Origin of the sequence: Paraburkholderia sp. GV068 (assembly GCF_003058125.1) — a bacterium.
Classification (GTDB): domain Bacteria; phylum Pseudomonadota; class Gammaproteobacteria; order Burkholderiales; family Burkholderiaceae; genus Paraburkholderia; species Paraburkholderia graminis.
Window position 1 is genome coordinate 58,156 of sequence record NZ_QBUB01000006.1, and the last position, 23,671, is coordinate 81,826.

General features: G+C 62.5%; 22 protein-coding genes and 1 riboswitch. Of the genes, 15 read left to right on the forward strand and 7 right to left on the reverse strand.

All coding sequences use genetic code 11. The features are described from left to right. Positions 1-250: 250 nt before the first annotated feature. Positions 251-1,282 carry an AraC family transcriptional regulator gene (locus C8K18_RS14350; protein ID WP_107707864.1) on the forward strand — a complete coding sequence of 344 codons (1,032 nt, stop codon included), beginning with the start codon at positions 251-253 and terminating at the stop codon, positions 1,280-1,282. A gap of 50 nt (positions 1,283-1,332) precedes the next feature. Here C8K18_RS14350 and C8K18_RS14355 read toward each other — a convergent pair whose 3' ends face one another. The 5 genes from C8K18_RS14355 to C8K18_RS14375 all read right to left on the reverse strand — a co-directional run bounded on the left by C8K18_RS14355 (position 1,333) and on the right by C8K18_RS14375 (position 4,590). Continuing rightward, a complete protein-coding gene (locus C8K18_RS14355) occupies positions 1,333-2,034 on the reverse strand; it encodes a DUF421 domain-containing protein (RefSeq protein WP_165919856.1) in 702 nt (233 codons plus the stop codon). Beyond that, entirely contained in the window at positions 2,034-2,774 is a 741-nt protein-coding gene (locus C8K18_RS14360; protein WP_107707866.1) for a YetF domain-containing protein, read from the reverse strand. Before C8K18_RS14360 ends, C8K18_RS14355 begins: the two co-directional genes overlap by 1 nt. 30 nt (positions 2,775-2,804) lie before the next feature. Beyond that, positions 2,805-3,917: a patatin-like phospholipase family protein gene (locus C8K18_RS14365; RefSeq protein ID WP_107707867.1), complete on the reverse strand. Its 1,113-nt coding sequence runs from the start codon at positions 3,915-3,917 to the stop codon at positions 2,805-2,807. A 136-nt stretch (positions 3,918-4,053) separates the two neighbouring features. Continuing rightward, entirely contained in the window at positions 4,054-4,278 is a 225-nt protein-coding gene (locus C8K18_RS14370) for a hypothetical protein (RefSeq protein WP_107707868.1), read from the reverse strand. A gap of 39 nt (positions 4,279-4,317) precedes the next feature. Then, positions 4,318-4,590, reverse strand: coding sequence for a hypothetical protein (locus C8K18_RS14375; protein WP_029968999.1), 273 nt, complete (start codon positions 4,588-4,590; stop codon positions 4,318-4,320). 270 nt (positions 4,591-4,860) lie between these two features. Here C8K18_RS14375 and C8K18_RS14380 point away from each other — a divergent pair, with 270 nt between their 5' ends. Next, positions 4,861-5,076, forward strand: a complete 216-nt coding sequence (locus C8K18_RS14380) for a hypothetical protein (protein WP_107707869.1) — start codon at positions 4,861-4,863, stop codon at positions 5,074-5,076. A 1-nt stretch (position 5,077) separates the two neighbouring features. Here C8K18_RS14380 and C8K18_RS14385 read toward each other — a convergent pair whose 3' ends face one another. Further along, positions 5,078-6,571 carry an MFS transporter gene (locus C8K18_RS14385; RefSeq protein ID WP_107707870.1) on the reverse strand — a complete coding sequence of 498 codons (1,494 nt, stop codon included), beginning with the start codon at positions 6,569-6,571 and terminating at the stop codon, positions 5,078-5,080. 276 nt (positions 6,572-6,847) lie between these two features. On the opposite strand from C8K18_RS14385, the gene C8K18_RS14390 reads away from it, so the two are divergent. From C8K18_RS14390 to C8K18_RS14415, 6 genes are all read left to right on the forward strand, one after another. After that, positions 6,848-7,915, forward strand: a complete 1,068-nt coding sequence (locus C8K18_RS14390; protein ID WP_107707871.1) for an ABC transporter substrate-binding protein — start codon at positions 6,848-6,850, stop codon at positions 7,913-7,915. Positions 7,916-7,931: 16 nt separating this feature from the next. Beyond that, positions 7,932-8,795: an ABC transporter permease gene (locus C8K18_RS14395; protein WP_258196118.1), complete on the forward strand. Its 864-nt coding sequence runs from the start codon at positions 7,932-7,934 to the stop codon at positions 8,793-8,795. A 63-nt stretch (positions 8,796-8,858) separates the two neighbouring features. Continuing rightward, positions 8,859-9,749 carry an ABC transporter permease gene (locus C8K18_RS14400; RefSeq protein WP_107707872.1) on the forward strand — a complete coding sequence of 297 codons (891 nt, stop codon included), beginning with the start codon at positions 8,859-8,861 and terminating at the stop codon, positions 9,747-9,749. A 37-nt stretch (positions 9,750-9,786) separates the two neighbouring features. Further along, a complete protein-coding gene (locus C8K18_RS14405) occupies positions 9,787-10,629 on the forward strand; it encodes an ABC transporter ATP-binding protein (protein ID WP_029968991.1) in 843 nt (280 codons plus the stop codon). A 43-nt stretch (positions 10,630-10,672) separates the two neighbouring features. Continuing rightward, on the forward strand, positions 10,673-12,049 hold the full coding sequence (locus C8K18_RS14410) for an LLM class flavin-dependent oxidoreductase (protein WP_107707873.1): 1,377 nt from the start codon (positions 10,673-10,675) through the stop codon (positions 12,047-12,049). Between the two features lie 32 nt (positions 12,050-12,081). After that, on the forward strand, positions 12,082-13,029 hold the full coding sequence (locus tag C8K18_RS14415) for a TauD/TfdA family dioxygenase (protein ID WP_107707874.1): 948 nt from the start codon (positions 12,082-12,084) through the stop codon (positions 13,027-13,029). A 26-nt stretch (positions 13,030-13,055) separates the two neighbouring features. Here C8K18_RS14415 and C8K18_RS14420 read toward each other — a convergent pair whose 3' ends face one another. Beyond that, a complete protein-coding gene (locus C8K18_RS14420; RefSeq protein ID WP_044021358.1) occupies positions 13,056-13,514 on the reverse strand; it encodes an MEKHLA domain-containing protein in 459 nt (152 codons plus the stop codon). Positions 13,515-13,812: 298 nt separating this feature from the next. Further along, positions 13,813-13,912: riboswitch (guanidine-I (ykkC/yxkD leader) on the forward strand. Positions 13,913-13,971: 59 nt separating this feature from the next. Between C8K18_RS14420 and C8K18_RS14425 the strand changes: the two genes are divergently transcribed. The 7 genes from C8K18_RS14425 (at position 13,972) to atzF (ending at position 23,668) form a co-directional block, all read left to right on the forward strand. Continuing rightward, positions 13,972-15,042, forward strand: a complete 1,071-nt coding sequence (locus tag C8K18_RS14425) for a putative urea ABC transporter substrate-binding protein (RefSeq protein WP_006050349.1) — start codon at positions 13,972-13,974, stop codon at positions 15,040-15,042. 35 nt (positions 15,043-15,077) lie between these two features. Beyond that, positions 15,078-15,890, forward strand: coding sequence for an ABC transporter permease (locus C8K18_RS14430; protein WP_107707875.1), 813 nt, complete (start codon positions 15,078-15,080; stop codon positions 15,888-15,890). Then, positions 15,887-16,678 carry an ABC transporter ATP-binding protein gene (locus C8K18_RS14435; protein WP_107707876.1) on the forward strand — a complete coding sequence of 264 codons (792 nt, stop codon included), beginning with the start codon at positions 15,887-15,889 and terminating at the stop codon, positions 16,676-16,678. Before C8K18_RS14430 ends, C8K18_RS14435 begins: the two co-directional genes overlap by 4 nt. Before the next feature lie 15 nt (positions 16,679-16,693). After that, positions 16,694-17,398, forward strand: a complete 705-nt coding sequence (locus C8K18_RS14440) for an urea amidolyase associated protein UAAP1 (protein ID WP_107707877.1) — start codon at positions 16,694-16,696, stop codon at positions 17,396-17,398. A gap of 15 nt (positions 17,399-17,413) precedes the next feature. Next, positions 17,414-18,055, forward strand: coding sequence for an urea amidolyase associated protein UAAP2 (locus tag C8K18_RS14445; protein ID WP_006050353.1), 642 nt, complete (start codon positions 17,414-17,416; stop codon positions 18,053-18,055). Between the two features lie 184 nt (positions 18,056-18,239). Then, positions 18,240-21,842 (forward strand): urea carboxylase, encoded by a 3,603-nt coding sequence (gene uca / locus C8K18_RS14450; protein ID WP_107707878.1) that lies wholly within the window; start codon positions 18,240-18,242, stop codon positions 21,840-21,842. A gap of 20 nt (positions 21,843-21,862) precedes the next feature. Further along, positions 21,863-23,668, forward strand: a complete 1,806-nt coding sequence (gene atzF / locus C8K18_RS14455) for an allophanate hydrolase (protein WP_107707879.1) — start codon at positions 21,863-21,865, stop codon at positions 23,666-23,668. Positions 23,669-23,671: the final 3 nt, after the last annotated feature.

A 23,671-nucleotide genomic window follows, 5' to 3' on the forward strand; every position in this document is an offset into this window, starting at 1 on the left:
GAGTGCTCGGAAGCCGGGGCGAATGCGGCCTCTGACGCAATGACGCGCGTCAGGCCGATTGCCACGAGCGCCAAAGGCGCGAGATCACGGGGATGGTGGATTTGCATGCTTGTCTCCAACAGCTTTGCGAGTCGCACAACTGCAATGCGGACCCGTCTCTTGTCCCATTGATAGTAGTGAGATACGATTCAGTATGTAAGGTCAATTTCGGACAAGCTGATGTCCCACGAGGACATCCACGGGAGGCACGGTGTCGGCGAAATTTCCGCTGTTGAACGAGCGCATCTACGCGCCGTACAAGATCGCGGCGCTGGTGGAAGTACTCGCGGAGCAAGGCATTGCCCCCGAACAGAGCCTCAAGGGAAGCGGCGTCGAGCCCGACCAGATCTACGACGCGTCGGTCATGACCTCGGTGCGGCAATACGCGATGGTATGCAGAAATGCCGTCAGTCTTTCATCCGACCCAAGTACTCCTTTCAAAACGGGAGCACGTCTTCATCTCGCCGCCTATGGCATGTACGGCTATGCGCTGATGTCGTGCCTTTCGTTGCGCGACTACTTCCGGCTAGGCGTCAAGTACCATCGGCTCGCCACGCCGACTATCACGATCGAGTGGACCGAAAACCCCGATACTTCGGTGTGGACTTTTCCTGACGCCTTTTCTTCGAATTTGCCGCACGACGTCCAGCAGTTTCTTCTCGAACAGCAGTACACGCAGCACGTCACGCATCTTCAGGACGTCGCGGGAAGAAGCTGCCCGCCGGTACTTGCGCGCTTCTCTTATCCCGCGCCCGAGCATGCCGCGATATACCGCGAGTACCTGGGTTGCCCGTGCGAGTTCGACGCCGACGAATGCCAGTTGATCTACGACAGTGCCATACTCGAAGTTAAGCCGCACCTTGCACATCGTCATTCGGCAGCACTCTTGCAGGAGACCTGCGACAGACTGATCGGGCAAGCGAAAACATCATCGGGTGCATCCGGCGAGGTGTATCAGCTTTTAATGCGCAAGCCCGGTGTATTTCCCAGCATGGAAACCGTGGCCGAAGCACTCAAAATGACGAGCCGAACGTTGAGGCGCCGACTCGAATCGGAAGGCACGTCGTTCGTCGCGATTGTCGATGACGTCCGCGGCTCGCTCGCCACCGAGTACCTTAAAACGACCAAGCTCAGCACCGACGATGTCGCGATGCTGGTCGGCTTTAGCGACACGGCCAACTTCCGCAGAGCATTGAAGCGCTGGACCGGCAAGGGACCTGGCGAGATTCGCGACGAGTCATGAGTCGCCTGGTGGCTGTTTTTATAGTGGCTTTGTAGTTCTTTTCAAAGGTTTCATTCTGTCTTCTCTTCGACTTTCGGCTTCTGCGGCAATTGCACCGCCGATTCCCATCGCATCGAACGACATGCGGAGCACGGCTCGGTCGGCCGGTTCTCGGTATCGACGGTCGCGCCGCAGCTCCAGCACGCAAAGTAGCCGTCGGCGCCGATCGCATCGAGAAGCGAGCACTCCATGTCCGGCCGAACCGTCAAGCCGGGGCGTTCGTGCTTTCTCCACACGAGGCTAATAGAACCGGACGACTCCAGATAAACGCGGCGCAACTGTCCCAGATGCGCGACGTTTGCAGCACGAAGTTCCGACGCGAGCATTTCGCGGGACACCTCGCTGGTCTTGAGTTCGTCGAGAAGAATTCTGCCGTCCTTTACGAGCATGGTCACGTCGCCTTCCTGCGCTACCTGAAATTTGCGCCACCGCTGGCCGGCTCTCGAACTCATGCGCTGAAGCGCGACGACGGTAAACAGCACGATAGCCGCCGGCAAAATGCCTTGCGAAGAAACCTGAATAGGAACGCCAATCGCGGCGCCCAGCATGAGAATCACCGCGAGTTCAGTAATGCTCAACTGCGCGGCAACACGCTTGCCCATCATGCGCATTGCCACTAACAGCAGCACATAGACAATCGCCGCGCGAACCACCACTTCCAATAAGAACGCCCAAGGTCCGTCGCCAATCAGGATTCGCTGAACGAGCTGCATCAGACCTCCACTTCCCTGACTGCACATGTCCATTCAGTCGAGCCGCAGTTCTCGCATCGCGAATTGTCTGTGTGTTCCTTTTCAATCGTGTTGCCGCAATGACGACATGCCGACCAGCCTGGCAAGTGGCCTTCTTCCTGCAGTTCCTTGTCGATTGCCGGCAGCACGGAAAGGCCCGGCTTCGACGGTCTGGCGGGAATGAACGAGAAAGAACCGGAGGGCTCCATATAGAGCCGGCTAATCTGTCCAAGGTGTTGCCAGCCCTTGATCCGCATTGCTTCGAATACTTTTTCGCGCGGCATCGCGGCACGCGCCAACTCGTCCATTTCGAGCCGGCCTTCGCTGACGAGCAGCGTGACGTCGGTTGAAATAAGCGTTTCGAGCCGCCGGTGTGTGGTGCCGAGCCGGGCAATGAGACGCTGCAATACGATTGCGACGAGTGCAATCACCAGCGGCGGCAGCATCCCCCGGTTCGACGCCTGCAACGGCACGCCGATGGCCGCCGCGAGTGTGACCACAATCGAAATCTCGAACAATGTGTATTGAGCCGCCACGCGGCGCCCGAGCAGACGCATTGCGATGACGAGCAGTACATAGGTCACGCCGGTTCGCAGAAGTACTTCAAGCAGGAACAGCGATGAGGTGTTCCCGAAAAGGAAGCGGTGCCAATCCGTGAGGCTGAAGGGATGGTTTTCCACGACGGTATGCGCAGTAGTGGCCTGGTTGGACACGTAGCGCATGGCGCATGCCTGAAGACCGCGCTAGGCAATTCAGGCACTTTCCATCTGCGAGAGCGCCGCTTCGGCCACTCGTCGCCCATTGTTCCAGTGCTCGTCGATGGCGGTCTTGCCGAACTGCGAGTCCTTGAAATGCGCTTCACATTGCGAGCGCTCGTAATCCACCGGCACGATGCGTACATTGTCCGGCTGCGCAAGCGCCGCTGCATTGATCAGTTGCGGGTCGCTCTGCCGCTTTTCGCCGTCGATGCACTCGAGCGCGTACGCAAGCAAAGACTTCAAACGCTGTGATTCCTCACGCGTTTCGTTGAAGAACGCCGCTCTGCTTGCGTGCTGGATGTTCTTGAGGCGAATGTCCACATCGACGAGATTGTCCGCAAGCGGGCCGTCGCAACTCCATAAGTCGGCGCGCAAAATGGTGGTGCTCACACCAGGCGGTGCGATCGCCAGCAGATGGCGCACGGGCGCGCCGGTCACGAGCGAACCATCCCAGTACCAGGCGCCGTCTATTTCGACGGCTGGAAACCACGGCGGCAGCGCGCCCGACGCCATGATCATGGCGCCATTGAGTCCGTCGTCGTGATTGACGAAGTAGCGTGCCGCGCCCGTCGCCACGTTCGCAGCCACCACACTGACCTGGACGGGGCTGCGATTGAGCAGTTCGAAGTCGCATAGGTTCGACAGCGTGCGGACGAGTGGTCGTGTGTCGAATACGCTCGCATCGCCCGGATTGCCTGTGCCTGCGACCCACGGAATATCCACGCGCCGCACGAAGAACCCCGGCAACCCGAATTGCAGCGCGTACGTTTGGTCGGCTTCGGCGAGCATGCGTCTCACCGTTCGATGTTCGAGCGCGCCGCGCGGCGGCCATAGTTGCAACGCATGCTCGCGCAGCGCGGAGCCGGGCACCGACACGCTATCCCAGAAGGTTTTGAGCCGCTCTATCCTGCGCGACGGCTCGTTGCCGAAATACAGCGCCGCATTGATGGCGCCAATCGACGACCCGCTGCAGGCGTCGATTTCAACACCCGCATCGTGCAACGCTTCGAGCACGCCGGCCTGGAATGCGCCAAATGCGCCGCCGCCTTGCAATGCAAGTGCAATCCGGTGAGCAGGCTTTTTATGTGCAATCGTCGATGGCGGCATGCGGCTCCTCGTCTTCTCCGCACGCAAAGCGGATCAGGATAAAGAAAGCATGCAGCGCCGCAACGCGCGTTCCTGCCGCTCGCGCCGGACTGCGGCCGCAACAGTACCGCGCGCGCAAGATCGAGCCAAGCGCCGTTCAGTGCTGACCCGCGTTCAGCACCATCCAGATTTGCCGGGCCTCTGGCCCCGCAAGAATTCGCGCAAAGACCGCGCGACATCGGCTGCACGTGTAGTGCTCTTCGCGGCGCGCCTCTTCCACTGAACCGACGCCGTTGAGCGTCAGGTCCGGGTGCGGAGGCTCAGCCGCCGGTTTGCCGTACAGTTCCGCGCATTGCGCGCAAGGTTGAATCCAAAGGTCCATGTGTCGGTTGCCAGTACTTTTTCTATTCGAGGCAAGCGCTTAGTCCTCAAACGGATTGCCGCTGCTTTTCGCCTCAGTACTGAGATTGTATTCCGCACGCACCGCCTTGAGGACCGCTTCCACGTCGCGCTCGAACCCGACCGCATTGCCGAAGTGAGTCATGTTCCAGTTGCAGCCCGTCTTGTCGGGGTCCTGCAATTGCGGCCGCGGCACGCGAATCTTCACGCCGTCCTCGACGATTTCCTGCAACCGATGGATTCGCCGGCTGACCTCCTGCTGAAGCTGCGAGGCATTGAGCGTCTTGCGTATCATCCAGGTCCCCTTCCGTTTATTCGCGCCAGTCTAGCGCAACCGACGCGCGCCGCGACGTGGCGCCGGAATGGAAAGCTGGACCTGTTGAGTGTTGGTATCGGACGAGTAAAACGACGTGCCCTGTCGGGGCGGACCCAACATCGACTTGCCGTTACGCTCCCGCCCTTCCCATGGAATGCCCGCCCACTCTGGCTCGGCGGGCGGTGAGCATAAGCGCATCGTTGTCGGCACAGTAGTTGCAAATGTTAGCCGCATCACCAGGAGACAGTCATGATGCGGCTCTTTGCAAACTCGTTCCGAACGAACGCGGCCTATAAAAACGGAATCGTCGTGATCGGCGCATGCGCGGTCATCGCAATCTGCGTAACCGGACTTGCGGCACTTACGGGCATGCTGCCGGAATCGGAATCGGTCGCCGTCACCGTGACTGCCATGCCGTTGGTGGACCTGCAGACTGCGCTGTCGCGCGACATCGTCAGCCCATGACCTAACGCGCGGCCGTGACGCCGCCCGGCTCCGCGTAGTCTTCGGCGTCGATGTCGTAGCCCGACGGCTCCCAGCGGATCACCAGCAGCACGAGCAACGAAGTCAGCGGCGCGATGGCGATCAACCAGAAGACCTTCGTGCCAAACGCGGCAGCCAGCACCGGAAAAAGAAACAGCGAGACCGTCGACGCCGAACGCACCAGCGTCTGGTTAAAACCGACGCCGATTCCCCGCAGCGAGGTCGGATAGCTCAGCGATGCATAAGTCATCGAATGCGAGCCGGGTCCGAAACCTTGTCCGAACAGATAGCCGCCGAGCAGAAGAATCGCGACCACCACGAGCGCACCGCTGCCCGGTTTGCCGATCAGCGCGAGTCCGATCAGCGACGCGAATTGCAGCGCGTGCCCGAGCACAGTCATTTTCCACGCGCCGACGGTCGGTGCGGTGCGCACGCCGATCAGCCCGCCCACGAATGCAAATGCGAGATTCAGCGCGAGCGCCGCGACGATCGTCGTGAGCGGCCCCTGCTGGAAGAAACTCGTGATGATCACCGGCAAGCCGAAGATGATCGCGTTATAGCCGAATGACGAAGCACTGCCGATCACCGCGGCAAGAATCGTGCGGCGACGGTAAGTGGCGTTGAACAGAACCCCGTAGTTGCGCCACGATGCCGCGCGCGGCGCCTTCTGCGGCGTCGCGCTTCGTTCGACTACTGTGTCGATGCCGTAAGAGCGCTTCAGGATGCGCGCGGCCTCTTCGAGATCGCCCTGATTCGCGGTCCAAACAGGCGACTCGCTGATATAACGGCTACGCACGAGAATGATCGCGATGGCCGGCACCGCGCCGAATGCGAGCGTCAAACGCCATAGCCAGCCGAGTTGATGCTCCGGCAAAATCGCGTACAAGCCGAGAATCAGCAGATAGCAGGTGCTCGTGGCCGCGTACCATGCGGGGCACCACGCAGCGACGCTCGCCGCCTTGTTGCCCTTGCCCGCCACCCGCGAGAACTCGGCGAGAAACGCCATCGCCACCGGCAAATCGAGCCCCACGCCGAAGCCCATCAAAAAGCGCGCGCCGCCGAGCACCCACGCATTCGGCGCGAGGCCGGCCGCGATCGCCGCGACCACGAAGAACAGCATGTCGGCCATGAACACGCGATAACGGCCGATGCGATCGGTCAGATACCCGCCGAACAGCGCGCCGAGAATCGCGCCGAACGTGATGGCCGACGAGACGAATCCCACCTGAACCGGCGACAACGAAAACTGGCGCGCGATGTCCTTGATCCCGTAAGCGAGCGAGGTCAGATCGTAAGCATCGAGAAAGACACCGCCCAGTGCAATCGCAATCACGATCCGCGCATTACTGCCTTTCGCGGCGCCTGCGCTGACGATGCGTGACACGTCCTGCGCATTGCGAATGACGGTGGGACGCGCCGCGTTGCCGGCAGACGTTTGCGGATCGGCTTCGGTGGAGGGAAAAGCAACAGTGGACATGATCTAGCGTTCGCATGAATGGCTGAAGCGTCGCATGGTAGCCATGCAATCCATACGGGCAAAACGACGAATTTAACTATGCAAATCGGGAATTGCGTACTTGCATGCCGCGCGTGCGCATGACGGCATTCAGTCAGGCGATTCGAACTACTGCAGATTTTCTTATCAGCAATGATTGGTTGGATTCGACGGCACGCGAATCTAACGTGTAGTGCCAGGTCTCTGCCCGCCAGAGCATTCGCACTTCTTTTCCCTTCCATCGACCGGTATTGCCGCATGCGCTATTTCCGTCTGCTGAAATCTTTCTTCGCCGTGGCGACGTTGTCGCTCGCCGCGGTTCACGCCTATGCCGACAAGCCGGCGGTGATTCGCATCGGCGTCGCGCAACAGGGTAATGGCGATCCGCCTACGTTTGGTGGATCGCCCGCGGCCACCGTGCAATTGCAGCAGTCGCTCGAAAAAGAATTTGCCGCCGACGGCATCAAAGTCGAATGGCTGTTCTTCAAGGGAGCCGGCCCCGCCGTCAACGAAGCGATCGCCAACAACGCGCTCGACTTCGCCTATCAGGGCGATTTGCCCTCGGTACTCGGCCGCGCCAACGGTTTGAAGACGCGCCTGCTGCTCGCCTCGGGCGTCCGCGTCGGCATCAAGATCGCTGTGCCGACGGATTCGGACATTCGTTCGATCAAAGACCTGAAAGGCCGGCGCGTGTCGATCCTTCGCGGCACGAATCTGCAGCTCGTCGCGGACAACGCGCTCGCCGCCAATCAGCTCGATGAGCGCGATCTTCGCGTGATCAATCTCGATTCCGCGAGTTCGCTCGCGGCGCTGGCATCCAAGGGGATCGACGCGTCGGTCAACGATTACCACCTGTACAAGCTGCGCGACCAGGGCCTCGCGAAGATCGTCTACGAATCGCAGAACGATGGACCGCAATTCACGCGTCAGGCGCATCTGCTCGTGCTCGACGACTTCGATCGCGCGCATCCCGATGTCGTGCAACGGGTCGTCAACGTGCTCGTCAAAGGCGCGCAATGGTCGTCCGATGAAGCGAACCGCGATGCGCTCTTCAAGCTGTGGTCCAAGAGCGGCGTGCCGTATGCGTCATGGCAGGCGGAGTTCGCGAATCAAACACTCAAAGACCGCAACTCGCCGTTGATCGATCCGTTCATCGTCGCGCGCTACAAGGCCGTCGCGGCCGATGCGCTGAAACTCAAGCTGATCCGTCAGCCCGTCGAGGTCGATAACTGGTTCGAGACCAAGTATCTCGACAACGCATTGCGCACGCAGAAACTCGACCATTACTGGACGCGCTACGACGCCGCCGGCAAGCCGCTCGGCTAACACGGGAGCGATCACGATGAGCGAAACCGCACTTGATGCCGGCAACGAACGCTTCGGCAACGACGCAGCGGCGCGCGAGTTGCCCGCGGCGTCGCCACGTCGCAATGCGCGGCTGCGCGCGCTTGCCTGGCGCCTCGCGCCCTGGGTGTTGCCCGCCGTGCTGCTCGCCTTATGGGCGACGGGTTGCGAGCGCGGCTGGATCGCACCGCAGATCTTGCCGCCGCCCGAGCGCGTGTTCGACACCTTCGTCGAACTGGCGAGAAGCGGCGATCTCGCAAGCAATACGTTGATCAGTCTGCAACGTGTGCTGGTCGGCTTCGCTGCGGGCACGCTGCTCGGCTTCGCGCTCGGCGCGGCGCTCGGTCTGTCCCGCACTTTCGAAGCGTATGTGCTGCCGACCTTCAATGCGCTCGTGCAGATTCCGGTGCTCGGGTGGCTGCCGTTTCTGCTGCTGCTCGTCGGCGTCGGCGAGCCGCTCAAATACATTCTGATCGCGCATGCCGCGCTCGTTCCGGTGACGTTGAGCACGCTGCAAGGGTTTCGCCAGACGCCCGCATCGCTCGATGAAGTCGCGCGTGTCTTTGCGTACAAGCGCTGGCAACGGATCGTCTATCTGGTCGTGCCCGCCGCCGTGCCCACGCTCGCGACAGGCGTACGGCTCGCGTTCACCAAAGCCTGGCTCGCACTGGTGGTGGTCGAACTGGTCGCGTCTTCGGAAGGGCTCGGCTATCTGATCGTCTACGGCCGGCAACTGTTTCAACTCGATCTGGTGATGGCGTCGGTCGTCGTAGTCGGCGCTATCGGTTACGCAATGAATCGTTCGCTCGACGCACTCGAAGCGCGCTTGCGGCGCGGTCAGCCGTCGGCGTTTCGCGAGTAATGACGAGTAGTGACGACCCATTGCCGGGCCGCATCGCGTCGCATCGCCCATGAGGTATTCACGATGAGTCTTGCTGTCTTTAAACGGTCCGCCGAAGCATCGAAGCAGTCGACGAAGACGTTGTCGTGCGACTGCGGCGACAACGTGCCCGCCGCCTTCGCACGCGCCGCGCGACCACGCAAGCCACTGATCGCACGCGTCGACTGGCGCGGCGCCGTCTTGCCGATTGCAGCCATTGCAATCTGGTGGGCGATCTCCGAAGCGCACGTCGTCAAGAGCGGGTTGCTCGTCAGCCCCGCGCAGGTGCTGGCCACCGCCTGGCAGCAAATCGTCAGCGGCGCGCTGTTCAAGGCGCTTTCCGCGTCGCTCGCGCGTGAAGCAAGCGGCTTCGTGATCGGCACGCTAGGCGGCCTGCTGCTCGGCAGCGCGCTCGGCTTCTCGCGGCTCGCCACGCGCATGATCGGCCCGAGCTTCGACACGTTCAAGCAGATTTCGCTGTTCGCGTGGATTCCGTTGATTTCCGTGTGGTTCGGTCTCGGCGATGCAGCGAAGGTCGTATTCCTCTCGCTCGCTGCGTTGCTGCCCGTCGCCGCGCATACGTGTGACGGCATTCATGCGGTGCCGCGCGCGTACATCGAAGTCGCGCGCGCTTTTCGCTATTCGCGCTGGCAACTGATCCGCGCAGTCATTCTGCCGGCCGCGCTGCCGTCGATTTTCACGGGCCTCTATCTCGCGCTGATCTATTCGTGGCTCGCGACGCTGGGTGCGGAATATCTGCTGGTGGCAGGCAGCGGAATCGGCAATACGCTGATCGACGGCAGCGAGCAGTTCCGCATGGATCTGGTGCTGTTCGGCGTGGTCGTGGTCGGCGTGACCGGCTGGGCGCTGAACGCATTGGCGCGCGCGGTCGAACGGGCGATGTTTGCGCGCCGTTCGCAGGCGGCCGCCCGATGAACACGCCACACATTGCATTGCACACCGAGGTCCGCACATGACGTCTTCCACGCTGTCCGACAGCATCGACATTCTTCACGTCAGCAAGCGCTATGCGCGGCAAGACGGTACGCCGCTCGCGGTGCTCGACGACATCAGCCTGCGGGTACGCCCCGGCGAATTCGTCAGCGTGCTCGGATCGAGCGGTTGCGGTAAATCGACGTTGCTGCGGTTGATCGCGGGACTCGATACCGATTACAACGGCGAGATTGTCGTCGCCGGAGACAAGGTGCGCGACACGTCGCTCGAGCGCGGCATCGTGTTTCAGGATCATCGACTGTTTCCGTGGCTCACGGCGTCGCAAAACGTTCTGGCCGCGTTGCGCAATGCGCCGCTATCGGCGAAACAGAAGCGCGATGCGGTCGCGCAGCACATCGCGCTCGTCGGCCTGAACGGTTTCGAGCATGCGTATCCGCATCAGTTGTCGGGCGGCATGGCGCAGCGTGTGGCGATCGCGCGCGGCCTCGTGAACCGGCCACGCGTGCTTCTGCTCGACGAACCGTTCAGTGCGCTCGACGCGCTCACGCGCGGCCGTTTGCAAGACGAGTTGCAACGCATCTGGGAACACGAAGGCATCACGATGATTCTCGTCACGCACGACGTGGACGAAGCGCTTTATCTCGGCGATCGGGTCGTCACGATGGCGCCGCGGCCGGGCCGGATCAAACGGATCGTGGATGTCGCGCTGCCTCGTCCGCGCGATCGCAACGATCCCCGCTTCATTCGTTTGCGCGAGGAAGTGCTGGCCGATTTCGCCGGGCACGAGGACGATACGCCGCACGGCGGCACGCGCATTCCCGTAGCCAATCCGCCGATCACCGAATGGCGGCTCGCGTGGTGACACTCGCGGCATTCCCACACCTGGATCATTCACGGAGATCACGATGAGCGGTGAAAATCGCCACAAGCGGCAAATCAAACTGGGCGCTTTCCTGATGGAGACGGGCCACCATATCGCCGCATGGCGGCATCCGGATGCGCACGCGGGCGGCGGCCTCGACTTCGCGCACTATGCGGAACTCGCACGGATCGCCGAGCGCGCGAAATTCGACGCGGTGTTTTTCGCCGACAGCGTGAGCGTGCGCGACACGAATCTGCCCTCGCTATCGCGCACCGCGCGCGCCGATCATTTCGAACCGTTGACGTTGCTCTCCGCGCTTTCGGTCGTGACGAAAAACATCGGCCTGATCGCCACGGTCTCCACCACGTTTAACGAGCCGTATAACGTCGCCCGCAAATTCGCGTCGCTCGATCATCTGAGCGGCGGGCGCTCGGGCTGGAACCTCGTCACATCGAGCACCGAATCGGAGGCGCTCAATTTCAGTTTCGAGCGCCATCCGGACCACGCGGTCCGCTATGAGCGCGCGCGCGAGTTCTACGACGTGGTGGCCGCCCTGTGGGATAGCTGGGAAGACGACGCGTTTACCCGCGACAAGGACAGCGGCGTCTATTTCGACCCCGACAAACTGCACGTGCTCGGTCACACAGGCAAGCACTTCAAGGTGCGTGGACCGTTGAACGTCGCGCGTTCGCCACAAGGATGGCCGGTCGTCGTGCAGGCCGGCGCATCGGAAGCCGGGCGCGAGCTCGCCGCGCAAACCGCCGAGGTGATCTTCGTCGCGCATCAGACGCTCGAGGAAGCGCAGTCGTTCTATCGCGACATCAAAGGCCGCCTCGCGAAGTATGGCCGCGCGCCGGATCATCTGAAGATCATGCCGGGCATTTTTCCGATCGTCGGCCGCACGCAGGAAGAGGCCGACGCGAAATTTGCCGCGCTGCAAGACCTGATTCATCCGACCGTCGGGCTATCGCTGTTGTCGAACATGTCGGGCGGCGTGGACCTGTCGCAGTATCCCGTCGACGGCCCCCTGCCCGAGCTGCCCGAAACGAACGGCGGCAAGAGCCGTCAACGACTGCTGTTCGATCTAGCGCGGCGCGAGAATCTGACGATCCGCGATCTCTATCTGCGCATTGCCGGCGCACGCGGACACCAGCAGGTGGTCGGCACGCCGCAAAGCATCGCGGATCAGTTGCAGCAGTGGTTCGAGGAAGAAGGCGCCGACGGCTTCAACATCATGTCGCCGTGGTTGCCGGGCGGCCTGACGGAGTTCGCCGAACACGTCGTGCCGGAACTGCAACGGCGTGGACTTTTCCGCACCGAATACGAGGGGCGCACGCTGCGCGAGAACCTCGGACTGCCGCGGCCTGCAAACCGCTATACCAACCTCACAAAACAGGTGCCCGCGGTCGCGGGATATTGACGCAACCCTGTTCTCTTTTCCAGGAGCCTCGCATGAGCGCAGCCGCATTGCAGGACACGCAGTCGATTCAGGTGAACCCGCTTTCCGCGCACATCGGCGCGGAAATTCATGGTGTCGATCTCACGCAAAAACTCGATGCGCGGCAAGTCGCGGAGATTCGCGCGGCGCTTCTTAGATGGCGCGTCGTGTTCTTTCGCGAGCAGTTTCTAACGCACGAGCAGCACATCGCTTTCTCGGCGCAGTTCGGCGAGCTGACGGTGGGGCATCCCGTGTTCGGCCACGTCGACGGTCATGCGGAAATCTACTCGATCTCGAAGTATCGCCAGGCAACGCGTTTCGAAGGACAAACGCTGCTGCGTCCGTGGACTGGCTGGCATACGGATGTGACGGCCGCCGTCAATCCGCCGTGGGCGTCGATCCTGCGCGGCGTGACGATTCCGCCGTATGGCGGCGACACGCAGTGGACCAATCTGGTCGCCGCCTATCAGAAGCTCTCCGCGCCGTTGCGCGCGTTCGTCGACGGTCTGCGCGGCCTTCACCGCTTTGCGCCGCCCGCCGGCGCAAGCGGAACGGAAGCATTCGTCAAAGCCGTCGAGCAACGCATTCTCGTGACCGAGCATCCGCTCGTCAGAGTGCATCCGGAAACCGGCGAGCGTGCGCTCTATGTGAGCCCGAGCTTCCTGAAGTCGATCGTCGGCGTGACGCCGCGCGAGAGCCAGGCGCTGCTCGAACTGCTCTGGGAACATGTGACGCGGCCGGAGTTCACCGTGCGCTTCAAATGGGAAGCAGGCAGCGTCGCCTTCTGGGACAACCGCGCGACGGCTCACCTCGCGCCCACCGATATTTTCGATCTCGAGTTCGACCGGCAGTTGTACCGCACGACGCTGGTCGGCGACGTGCCGGTCGGGCCGGACGGTACGCCTTCGGTGGCGATTGAAGGCTCGCCGGTGAGCGCTGCGGCCGCGGTCGCGTTGAACTGAGTGCGATGCAAGGCGACGCGAGTCGCTCAGAGGTCGCGCGTGCGCGGAATCACAACCGCCTGGCCGTGCAGTTTGCCTTGCTCATCGAGCAGTTGCCACAGCGTGGCTTCCTCGATCATGAAGCGCCGGCCTGACTGCGTCACGCGCACGCCCTTGTAGCCCGCTTCATAACCGAGCCGCTCCACGCGTGCAAGGAACTGCTGCCGCTCCTCGCGATTCGGGGCTTCTGCCGAGAGCCGGGACGGCAGCCGGGTGATTTCGTCCCAGCTATATTCGAAGCGGCGCTGCGCCGCCTTGTTGCCATAGATAAACACCGGGTCGGGATCGGTGTTGTGCGCAAGCACGGCGAACGGTGCGTGCTCGTAAAGCCATTCGGCGGCGTCGGCGGCAGACATGGGCTGCGGCACCAGCGGGACGCCGAGCAAGCGGGTGTAACTATCGCTGAGAAGCTGGTAGAAAGCGGGATCGCGGTGGAGTGGAGTCATCCAGGGCATCTTTACGGAGATCGGGGTCTCTGGGCAATGAAAGGCGTCTACGATACAGCATGCCCGTCACGTGCGTCATGCCGGCGAGCGCCCCGCTCGGCAATTGAAACTCGTCATCAAGCCCACACCATCAGTGCACGCATGCGGTGCGATTCCGGCATGCGCCGGTGCGCGCAATCACCGGAACGGGGCGAAAACGCACTGTGACATCGCCAGATACGGCGATTTCCGCGTGGCACGCTTCTCGCTCTTAAAGGCTCGCAAGGAGCCGGCGCCTCATCCGGTTCAACACAATCTGGAAATGGACGGCTAGGGTTCCGGCCTGCTTCATGCAGGCGCTGGTCCGAGAGCTGTCGACCTCAGGCGAGGTTACACGGCGGGACAAAAGCCCGGGAGAGAACGCGATGTTTTGCGCTGCTCCCTGCCGTCGCTAACCGTCCCTTTCGAGGTCAACCTCATGCGCAAGCTCGTACGCTTTCTCGGCATCGCCGCCGTCTCCCTCGCCGCTTTCGCTTCCACCTCCGCCTCCGCCGCGGGCCGCACCGACTTCAAGGTTTGCTGGACCATCTACGCCGGCTGGATGCCGTGGGGCCAGGCGAAGACTCAGGGCATCGTCTCCAAATGGGCCAAGAAGTACGGCATCAATGTCGATGTCGTGCAACTGAACGACTACGTCGAATCCATCAACCAGTACACCGCCGGCAAGTTCGACGGCTGCGCGATGACCAACATGGACGCGCTGACCATTCCGGCCTCGGGCGGCGTGGACTCGACGGCGCTGATCGTCAGCGACTACTCGAACGGCAACGATGGCGTGCTCATCAAGGGCAAGGGCAAGCAGATCGCCGACCTGAAGGGCAAGCAGATCAACCTCGTGCAGTTCTCCGTCTCGCACTACCTGCTGGCGCGCGCACTCGAAAGCGCGCATATGAGCGAGCGCGACCTCAAGGTGGTGAACACGTCCGACGCCGACATCTCCGGCGCATTCGCAACGCCTGCCGTGCAGAACACGGTGACGTGGAACCCGATGCTCGCGGACCTGAAGGCGCAGCCGAACGTCACCGAAGTCTTCGACTCGAGCAAGATCCCCGGCGAAATCATGGACATGATGGTCGTCAACACGAAGACGCTGCACGACAACCCCGCACTCGGCAAAGCGCTGACAGGCGCATGGTTTGAAATGGTCGCGCTGATGCACGCGAACAACGCCGACAGCAGCGCCGCGCTCACCGCAATGGCCAAGGCATCGGGCACCGACCTCGCGGGCTTCAAGGGTCAACTGTCCACCACCGCCCTCTTCTACACGCCGAAAGCCGCACTCGATTTTGTCACCAGCCCCGAGATGCCGAAGATCATGACGCGCGTCGCCAGATTTTCGTTCGATCATGGCCTGCTCGGCCAGGATGCGAAAAGCGCGGACGTGGTCGGCATGGCGTTCGATAAAGGCGTCGTGATCGGCAACAAGAGCAACGTGAAGCTGCGCTTCGATCCGACCTACGTCGAAATGGCCGCGGCCGGCAAGCTGTAAGCGAGACATTCACGCATTCGACAAGGCGGCCATTCATGCGACTCATCAATCGACATCCCAGCCGAAGCGGCGGCCTCATGCTGCTGGTGATGCCGTTCATCGTGCTGATTGCGGTGTATTTCACGGGGTCGTCGATGCGGCTTGCAGTCAATCCCGACGACAAGCTGCTGCCGGCCGCGACGCAGATGAGCGAAGCCATCAAGCAAGCCGCTTTCACCGAAGACAAACGCACGGGCGAGTACCTGCTGTGGGCCGACACGGTTTCGAGCTTGCGGCGGCTCGGTATCGGCCTCCTGGTGAGTGCCGCGATTGCGCTGGCAGCCGCCATCGCGACCGGCTCGTTTCCGCTCGTCAGCGCGACGTTTTCGCCGTTCATCACGGTCGTTTCGATGATCCCGCCGCTCGCCGTGCTGCCGATTCTCTTCATCGTGTTCGGGCTCGACGAGTTGTCGAAGGTGGTGCTGATCGTGATCGGCATTACGCCGATGATCATTCGCGATCTGCATTCGCGCGCCCGCGAAATTCCGGCCGAATTGTGGGTCAAGGCGCAGACGCTGGGCGCCAATAGCTGGACGTTGATTCTGCGTCTCGTGCTGCCGCAGTTGCTGCCGCGTCTGCTGGTGGCGATCCGTCTGTCGCTCGGCGCCGCGTGGCTCTTTCTGATCGCGGCGGAAGCGATCGCGTCGACCGACGGCCTCGGCTACCGCATTTTCCTCGTGCGCCGCTACCTCGCGATGGACCTGATCCTGCCTTACGTCGCGTGGATCACGCTGCTCGCGTGGCTGATCGACGAGTGCCTGCGCCGCGTGACGCAGTGGTCGTTTCCCTGGTTCGGAGGCGCACGATGATCGAAGTCCGCAACGTGTGGAAGGAATACGGCGATCAGGTCGTGCTCGAACGCTTGAACCTGCGTATCGAAGCGGGCGAGTTCTGTTCGCTGGTCGGCGCTTCGGGCTGCGGCAAGTCGACGTTTCTGCGGCTTCTGCTCGGCCAGGAGCGCGCGACGCGCGGCGACATTCTGCTCGACGGTCAACCGTTGCCCGCAGAGCCCGACGCGCATCGCGGCGTGGTATTTCAGCGCTATTCGGTATTCGATCACCTCACGGTGCTTCGCAACGTGATGCTTGGGCTCGAGCTGCCGCGCGCGACATTCACCGGCCGGCTGTTCGGCGCGCAACGGCGTGCCGCGCGTGACGAGGCCGCGACAATGCTCGACCGCGTCGGCCTCGGCGCGGCGTTGGACAAGTATCCGCAGCAACTGTCGGGCGGCATGCAGCAGCGCCTCGCGATTGCGCAGGCGCTGATGATGAAGCCGCGCGTGTTGCTGCTCGATGAACCGTTCGGCGCGCTCGATCCCGGCATCCGCAAGGACATGCACGACTTGCTGCTGAGCCTGTGGCGCGAATCGAAGCTAACGGTCTTCATGGTCACGCACGACCTGAAGGAAGGCTTCACGCTCGGCAGCCGCGTGCTGGTATTCGACAAGGTTCGCGTCGATCCTCAGGCGCCCGGCGCCTATGGCGCGCGCATCACCTACAACATTCCGCTCGACCACAGCCGCGATTCGGCCTCGTCCCTCCATATGGCTCAGGCCGTGGTGGAAGGCGCATCGCGTGTCGAAGCGGTCTCAGCCTGACAGGAATCTCAACACATGGATCTGCTACTCGAAGAAACCGTCCCCGGCGGCGGGCATGCATCGCTGATCGTCAAGCGCGGCCAGTCGTTGCGCGTGACCGATCTGCGCGGCGGCGCGAACGTCAGCGTGCTCATGTTCAATGCAACGGAGAAGAGCGAACGGCTCAACCTGCCCGATACGCTGAAGTGCCAGCACACGGCGAAGCTCACGGCCGGCCATTGCCTGTACTCCGATATGGGCCGCGTGCTCGCCGCCATCGTGGCGGATACGTGCGGCTGGCACGACAGCATCGGCGGCGTATCGAATGCGGACGAAGTGCAGGAACGCTACGGTGTGGGCCGCTATCAGGAACGACGCAATGTGTTCTATCGAAACGGCGCCGACAACCTGCTCGTCGAAATGGGCAAGTGGGGACTCGGCATTCAGGACCTGCTGATGACGCTCAATCTGTTCAGCCGCGTCGACGTGACGGATGCGGGCGCGCTCGACTTCGTAGCGGGCAATTCGAAGGCCGGCGACTACGTCGATCTTTACGCGCCGATGAACACGCTCGTCGTGCTCACCGCGATCCAGCATCCGCTCGACCCGAATCCGGAATACGCGCCGAAGCCGGTCAAGCTCGAGTTGAGCCGCGCCGAGCCAGGCGTTGCCGAAATCTGCCGAACCGCCTGCGAGGAAAACGTGCGCGGCTTCATCAATACCGATCGTTTCTTTCTTTGAGCGGAGCGCGACACCATGACAACGACGCTGACCGTCAGCGATAAACGCCCCGAACACGCGGTCTTTCGCGAGACGCTCGCGGCCGGCGAGCCGTGGCTTCACGAACTCAAAGCCGGGCAGACGCTGCGCATTCTCGATCTGGAAGGCAATCAGGCCGTCGATACGCTGTTCTACAGCCTCGCCGATCCGCGCGAGCGCTTCGATCCGCAACGCACGCTGCGTCGTCAGAAAAGCCTTTATCTGACGACCGGCACCGTGCTGTATTCGAACCTCGGCAATCCGCTGCTGACGATCGTCGCCGATACGTGCGGCCGTCACGACACGCTCGGCGGAGCGTGCGCACAGGAAAGCAACACCGTGCGTTACGCGCTCGAAAAGCGCTACATGCATAGCTGCCGCGATAACTACCTGCGCGCGTGCGCGCACGACGGACGTTTGTCGAAGCAGGACATCGGCGCGAACATCAACTTCTTCATGAACGTTCCGGTGACGTCCGAAGGCGGCCTCACATTCGAGGACGGCATTTCGGCGCCAGGCAAGTACGTCGAATTGCGCGCGGAAATGGACGTGATCGTGCTGATCTCCAACTGCCCGCAGTTGAACAATCCGTGCAACGCCTACAACCCGACTCCCGCGGAGCTGCTGATATGGAACTGACGCGTGTTCGCCACTGGCTTTACTACGTCATGCTGGTTCGCTCGGGACGATGCTGTCGCTGCACGCGCGAGCAACTGACTCGAGCGGATCGATAAAGCCTCTTTGAAGCCGGTCTCTGCCGCGGACGACCGCGGCATGCATTCCCACGTGGCGGGACGGCCCGCCCACGAATCAAGCTCCCTTCATGTTCGAGAAAATCCTGATCGCGAATCGCGGCGCGATTGCGTGCCGCATCCTTAGAACGCTGCGCGAACTTCAAGTAACGGGTGTCGCGGTTTATGCCGAAGCGGATCGCGCGAGCCGTCATGTGAGCGAGGCGCCTATTGCGCATGGTCTCGGCGACGGACCAGCAGCGGCGACCTACCTCGATGTGCAAAAGATTCTCGAGATCGCTCGCCGCGAGAACGTTCAGGCGATTCATCCGGGCTATGGTTTCCTGTCGGAGAACGCGAGCTTCGGCGAAGCGTGCGAAGCGGCGGGCATTGCGTTTATCGGACCGACGCCCGCGCAATTGCGGGCATTCGGTCTCAAGCACACGGCTCGCGCGATCGCGGCGGAACAAGGCGTGCCGATGCTCGAAGGCACGGGCCTGCTCGACGATCTTCCGGCGGCGCTCGATGCAGCGGCATCGATCGGCTATCCGGTGATGCTGAAAAGCACGGCGGGCGGCGGCGGTATCGGCATGCGGGTGTGCTGGAACGTCGACGAACTGAGCGCGCATTTCGACGTGGTCAAACGGCTCGGCCAGAACAATTTCAGCGACGCCGGCGTGTTCCTCGAAAAGTATATCGAGCGGGCGCGGCATCTCGAAGTGCAGGTCTTCGGCGACGGGCACGGCGATGCGATTGCGCTCGGCGTGCGCGATTGCTCGGTGCAGCGGCGCAACCAGAAAGTACTCGAGGAAACGCCTGCACCGTGTTTGCCGGAGGGCATGCCGGCCGCACTCTGCGATGCCGCCGTGAAGCTCGCTAAAGCGGTGAGTTATCGCTCGGCCGGCACCGTCGAATTCGTCTACGACAGCTCCGCGCAGCGCTTCTACTTTCTCGAAGTAAACACGCGCCTGCAAGTCGAGCATGGCGTGACCGAACAGGTCTGGGGCGTCGATCTCGTACGCTGGATGATCGAACTCGCTGCGGGCACGCTCGCGCCGCTGCAAGAACTCGCAGCGGGATTGAAGCCGCAAGGACACGCTATTCAGGCGCGTCTTTATGCGGAGGACCCAGGCCGCGATTTCAAGCCGAGCCCCGGCTTATTGACCGACGTCGCGTTTCCAACCGCCGACGGTCACGCGCTGCGTATCGACACATGGATAGAAGCGGGTTGCGAAGTACCACCCTACTTCGATCCGATGCTGGCGAAGCTGATCGCGTGGTCGCCGACGCGCGACGAGGCACGACGCGCGCTCGGTCAGGCATTGCAGAACACGCGCATCTATGGCGTCGAAACGAATCGCGACTATCTCCGGCAGATTCTCGACGATCAGCCGTTTGCGTCGGGCGAACCTTGGACGCGCTGCCTCGAAGGCCTTCACTATCGCGCGACCACCGTCGAGGTGGTGAGCGGCGGCACGCAGACGACTGTGCAGGATCATCCGGGACGTCTTGGCTATTGGGCAGTCGGCATTCCGCCTTCGGGTCCGATGGATGACCGCGCGCTGCGGCTCGGCAACCGGCTGCTCGGCAATGCGGCCGACGCAGCCGCGCTCGAAATCACCATGAGCGGCCCGACGTTGCGTTTCAACACGGATGCCGTCGTGGCGGTGACGGGCGCGCATCTGTCCGTATCGCTCGACGACATCGAGCAGCCGTTGAACACGACGCTGTTTGTTCGCGCCGGTTCGACGCTCGCGCTCGGCACGATCCGCGGCGCCGGCGCGCGTGCGTATCTGTGCGTGCGTGGCGGCTTCGATGTCGCGATGTATCTCGGCAGCCGCAGCACGTTCACGCTCGGCCAGTTCGGCGGACATGGCGGGCGAGCGTTGCGGGCGGGCGACGTGCTGCATCTTCACGCGTTGCGCGACGACAGTGCGGGCGTCGCGCTTGCCAACGTTCCGAAGCTGGAAACCGTGCGGACGCTGCGCGTGATTTATGGTCCGCATGGCGCGCCGGAGTATTTCACGCCGCGTTATATGGAACGGTTCTTCGACACCGAATGGGAAATTCATTTCAATTCGAGCCGTACCGGCGTGCGTCTGATCGGACCGAAGCCCGAGTGGGCGCGCGAGGACGGCGGCGAGGCCGGGCTGCATCCGTCGAACATTCACGATAATCCGTATGCGGTGGGCGCCGTCGATTTCACCGGCGACATGCCCGTGATTCTCGGGCCCGATGGTCCGAGTCTGGGCGGCTTCGTTTGTCCGGTGACGATCATCGAGGCGGACTTGTGGCAAATCGGCCAGTTGAAAGCCGGTGACAAAGTGCGCTTCGTACCCGTTCGAATCGATGAAGCGCGCGAGGCGGCACAACAACGTCTGCGCGAATTGCAAACGCTCGAATTCGATGCGAAGCCGGTTGCTATCGCGAACGCAGCACCGCTCGTATCGCCGGTCGTTCTCGATACCGGCGCGGATCGCGAACGGCTTGTCGCGCGAGTGTCCGGCGACACGCATCTGCTGCTCGAAATCGGTCCGGCGGAACTCGACCTCGTATTGCGCTTTCGCGGTCACGCGTTGATGCAGTCACTCGAAGCGATGGCATTGCCCGGCGTGATCGATCTGACGCCCGGCATCCGCTCAATGCAGATTCACTATCAGCCTGAACGCTTGCCGTTGCAGCAGTTGCTCGCGATCGTCGAGCGTGCATGGCAGCATGTTCTGTTGCAGAAGGACTTGCGCGCGCCGTCACGCATCGTGCATCTTCCGCTGTCCTGGGACGATCCCGCATGCCGGCTTGCCATCGACAAATACATGACGACGGTGCGCAAGGACGCGCCCTGGTGTCCGAGCAATCTGGAGTTTATCCGCCGCATCAACGACCTGGATTCGATCGACGCCGTGAAGCAGATCGTGTTCGACGCGAGCTATCTTGTGATGGGACTCGGCGATGTCTATCTCGGCGCGCCGGTCGCGACGCCGCTCGATCCGCGTCATCGGCTGGTGACGACGAAGTACAACCCGGCGCGTACGTGGACGGCCGAGAACTCGGTGGGCATCGGCGGCGCTTATCTGTGCGTCTATGGCATGGAAGGGCCTGGCGGCTATCAGTTCGTCGGCCGCACGTTGCAGATGTGGAATCGCTATCGCGACGTTGCCGATTTCGCGGGGCGCCCGTATCTGCTGCGCTTTTTCGATCAGATCCGTTTCTACGAAGTCACTGCCGACGAATTGCAGCGTATCCGCGCGGACTTTCCGCTGGGGCGTTATCCGCTGAAGATCGAAGAGACTGAACTGTCGCTGGCGGATTATCAAACGTTTCTCACGCGCGAATCGGCCGGCATCGAGCAATTCCGCGTGCGTCAGCAAGCGGCGTTTCAGGCCGAGCGCGAGCGGTGGCGCGAAGCGGGATCGGCGGAGGAAAGTTTCGAGCCGCCTGTCGCTGACGACGCGGAACTCGCGCCGCTCAAAGACGGCGACATCGCCGTGGACAGCGAGATCGCGGGCAGTCTCTGGCAAGTGCGCGTGAATTCCGGCGATACGGTTGAGGCCGGCGACGTGCTGCTCGTCATCGAGTCGATGAAGATGGAGATCTCCGTGTGCGCGCCGTGTGCGGGCACTGTCGGCGAGATTTATGTGGCGCCTGGCTCCGCGGTGCGGGCGGGGCAACGCGTCGCGGTGATCGAACGCCTTTGAACCTTCCTGGGAAATCATCCATGACTTCATTCGATTTGCGCCTCTCCACGCTGCGCGCCGCTTACCTTAACGGGACGATGACGCCGCGCAAGCTGATCGGCGAACTGCTGGCGAAAGCGGCTGCACTGAATCCCGAGTTTCATTTGTTCATCCACCTTCTGAGCGAGGCGGAAATTGCGCCGTATCTGGAATGGCTCGACACTCAGGATGTCGAATCATTGCCGCTCTACGGCATTCCGTTCGCGATCAAGGACAACATCGACCTGGCCGGTATTCCGACTACCGCAGCGTGCCCTGCTTTCTCCTATACGCCCGCCGAGTCGGCGACGCTCGTCGCGCAGTTGATCGCGCTCGGCGCCGTGCCGCTCGGCAAGACCAATCTCGACCAGTTCGCTACCGGCCTGAACGGCACGCGTTCGCCGTACGGCAAGTGCCGCAACAGCGTGCATCCCGAGTATCCGTCGGGTGGATCGAGCGCGGGGTCGGCGCTGGCCGTCGCGCTCGGCGTCGCGAGCTTCGCGCTCGGCACCGATACCGCCGGCTCGGGCCGCGTGCCGGCGGGCCTGAACAATCTCGTCGGACTCAAGGCGACCAAGGGTCTGCTATCGACAGCCGGCGTCGTGCCGGCTTGCCGCACGCTCGATTGCGTGACCTACTTCACGGCGACCGCGCGCGAAGCCAGCGAACTGCTCGCGCTCACCGCGCACGCCGATCCTCGCGACGCATACAGCCGCAGAAATCCGCAATGGAACGACGCGCGCGCGTTCGGCAAACTGACCACGTTCCGCTTCGGCGTGCCGTCGAAGCTCGAATTCGCGGGCTGCGCCGAAAGCCCGGCGTTGTTCGCGAAGGCCCGCGCGATGCTCGAAGCGGCTGGTGGCGAAGCCGTCGAAATCGACTTCGCGCCGTTCGTCGAAGCAGCGAATCTGCTGTATCAAGGGCCGTGGGTCGCCGAGCGCTACACCGTCGCGGGAGAATTGATCGAAGCCAATGAAGACGCCGTGTTGCCTGTGATTCGCGACGTACTCGCGAAAGCGCCCGGTGCCACCGCGGTCGAGCTTTTTCGCGCGCAATATCGTCTGCAAGCGCTGAAGGTCACGTGCGACGCCGCGCTTGAATCCGTGGACTTCGTTCTCACGCCGACCTATCCGCGTCCCGTTACGTTAGCGGAACTGGAGCGCGACCCGATCGGACCGAACTCGCTGCTCGGCTACTACACGAACTTCATGAATCTGCTCGACTATGCAGCGGTGGCGACGCCGACCGCATTCATGAAAAATGGCTTGCCGTGGGGCGTGACCGTGTTCGGTCGGGCGTTCACGGATCAGTATCTGTTGAGCGTGGCGGACACGTTGCAGCGAATGAGCGGAGTCGAATGCGTGGGAGGCAATGCGCCCGACGCCAGCAACGGGCGAGCAGCAGCCAACGACCGCATACGCGTCGCGGTATGCGGCGCTCACATGCAGGGCCTGCCGCTCAATCGCGATCTGCTTCGTCGTGGCGCGCGCCTGGTGGAAGCGACGCAAACCGCTCCGCACTACCGCTTATCCGCACTGGCCGCCACGCCGGACGGCACGAGGCGGCCCGGCATGTGGCGAGTGCCCGATGGAGGCGCCGCGATCGCCGTCGAAGTATGGGAGATGCAGAGCCTGGAACTGGGCTCGTTCATCGCAACCATCCCGTCGCCGCTTGGGCTCGGCAAAGTCGAACTCGCGGACGGCACATGGGTGACAGGCTTTGTGTGCGAGCCTTATGGCGTGGAGTCCGCGGTCGACATCAGCGAGTTCGGCGGCTGGCGAGCGTGGCTTGCCAGCGAGCGCAAATGATGC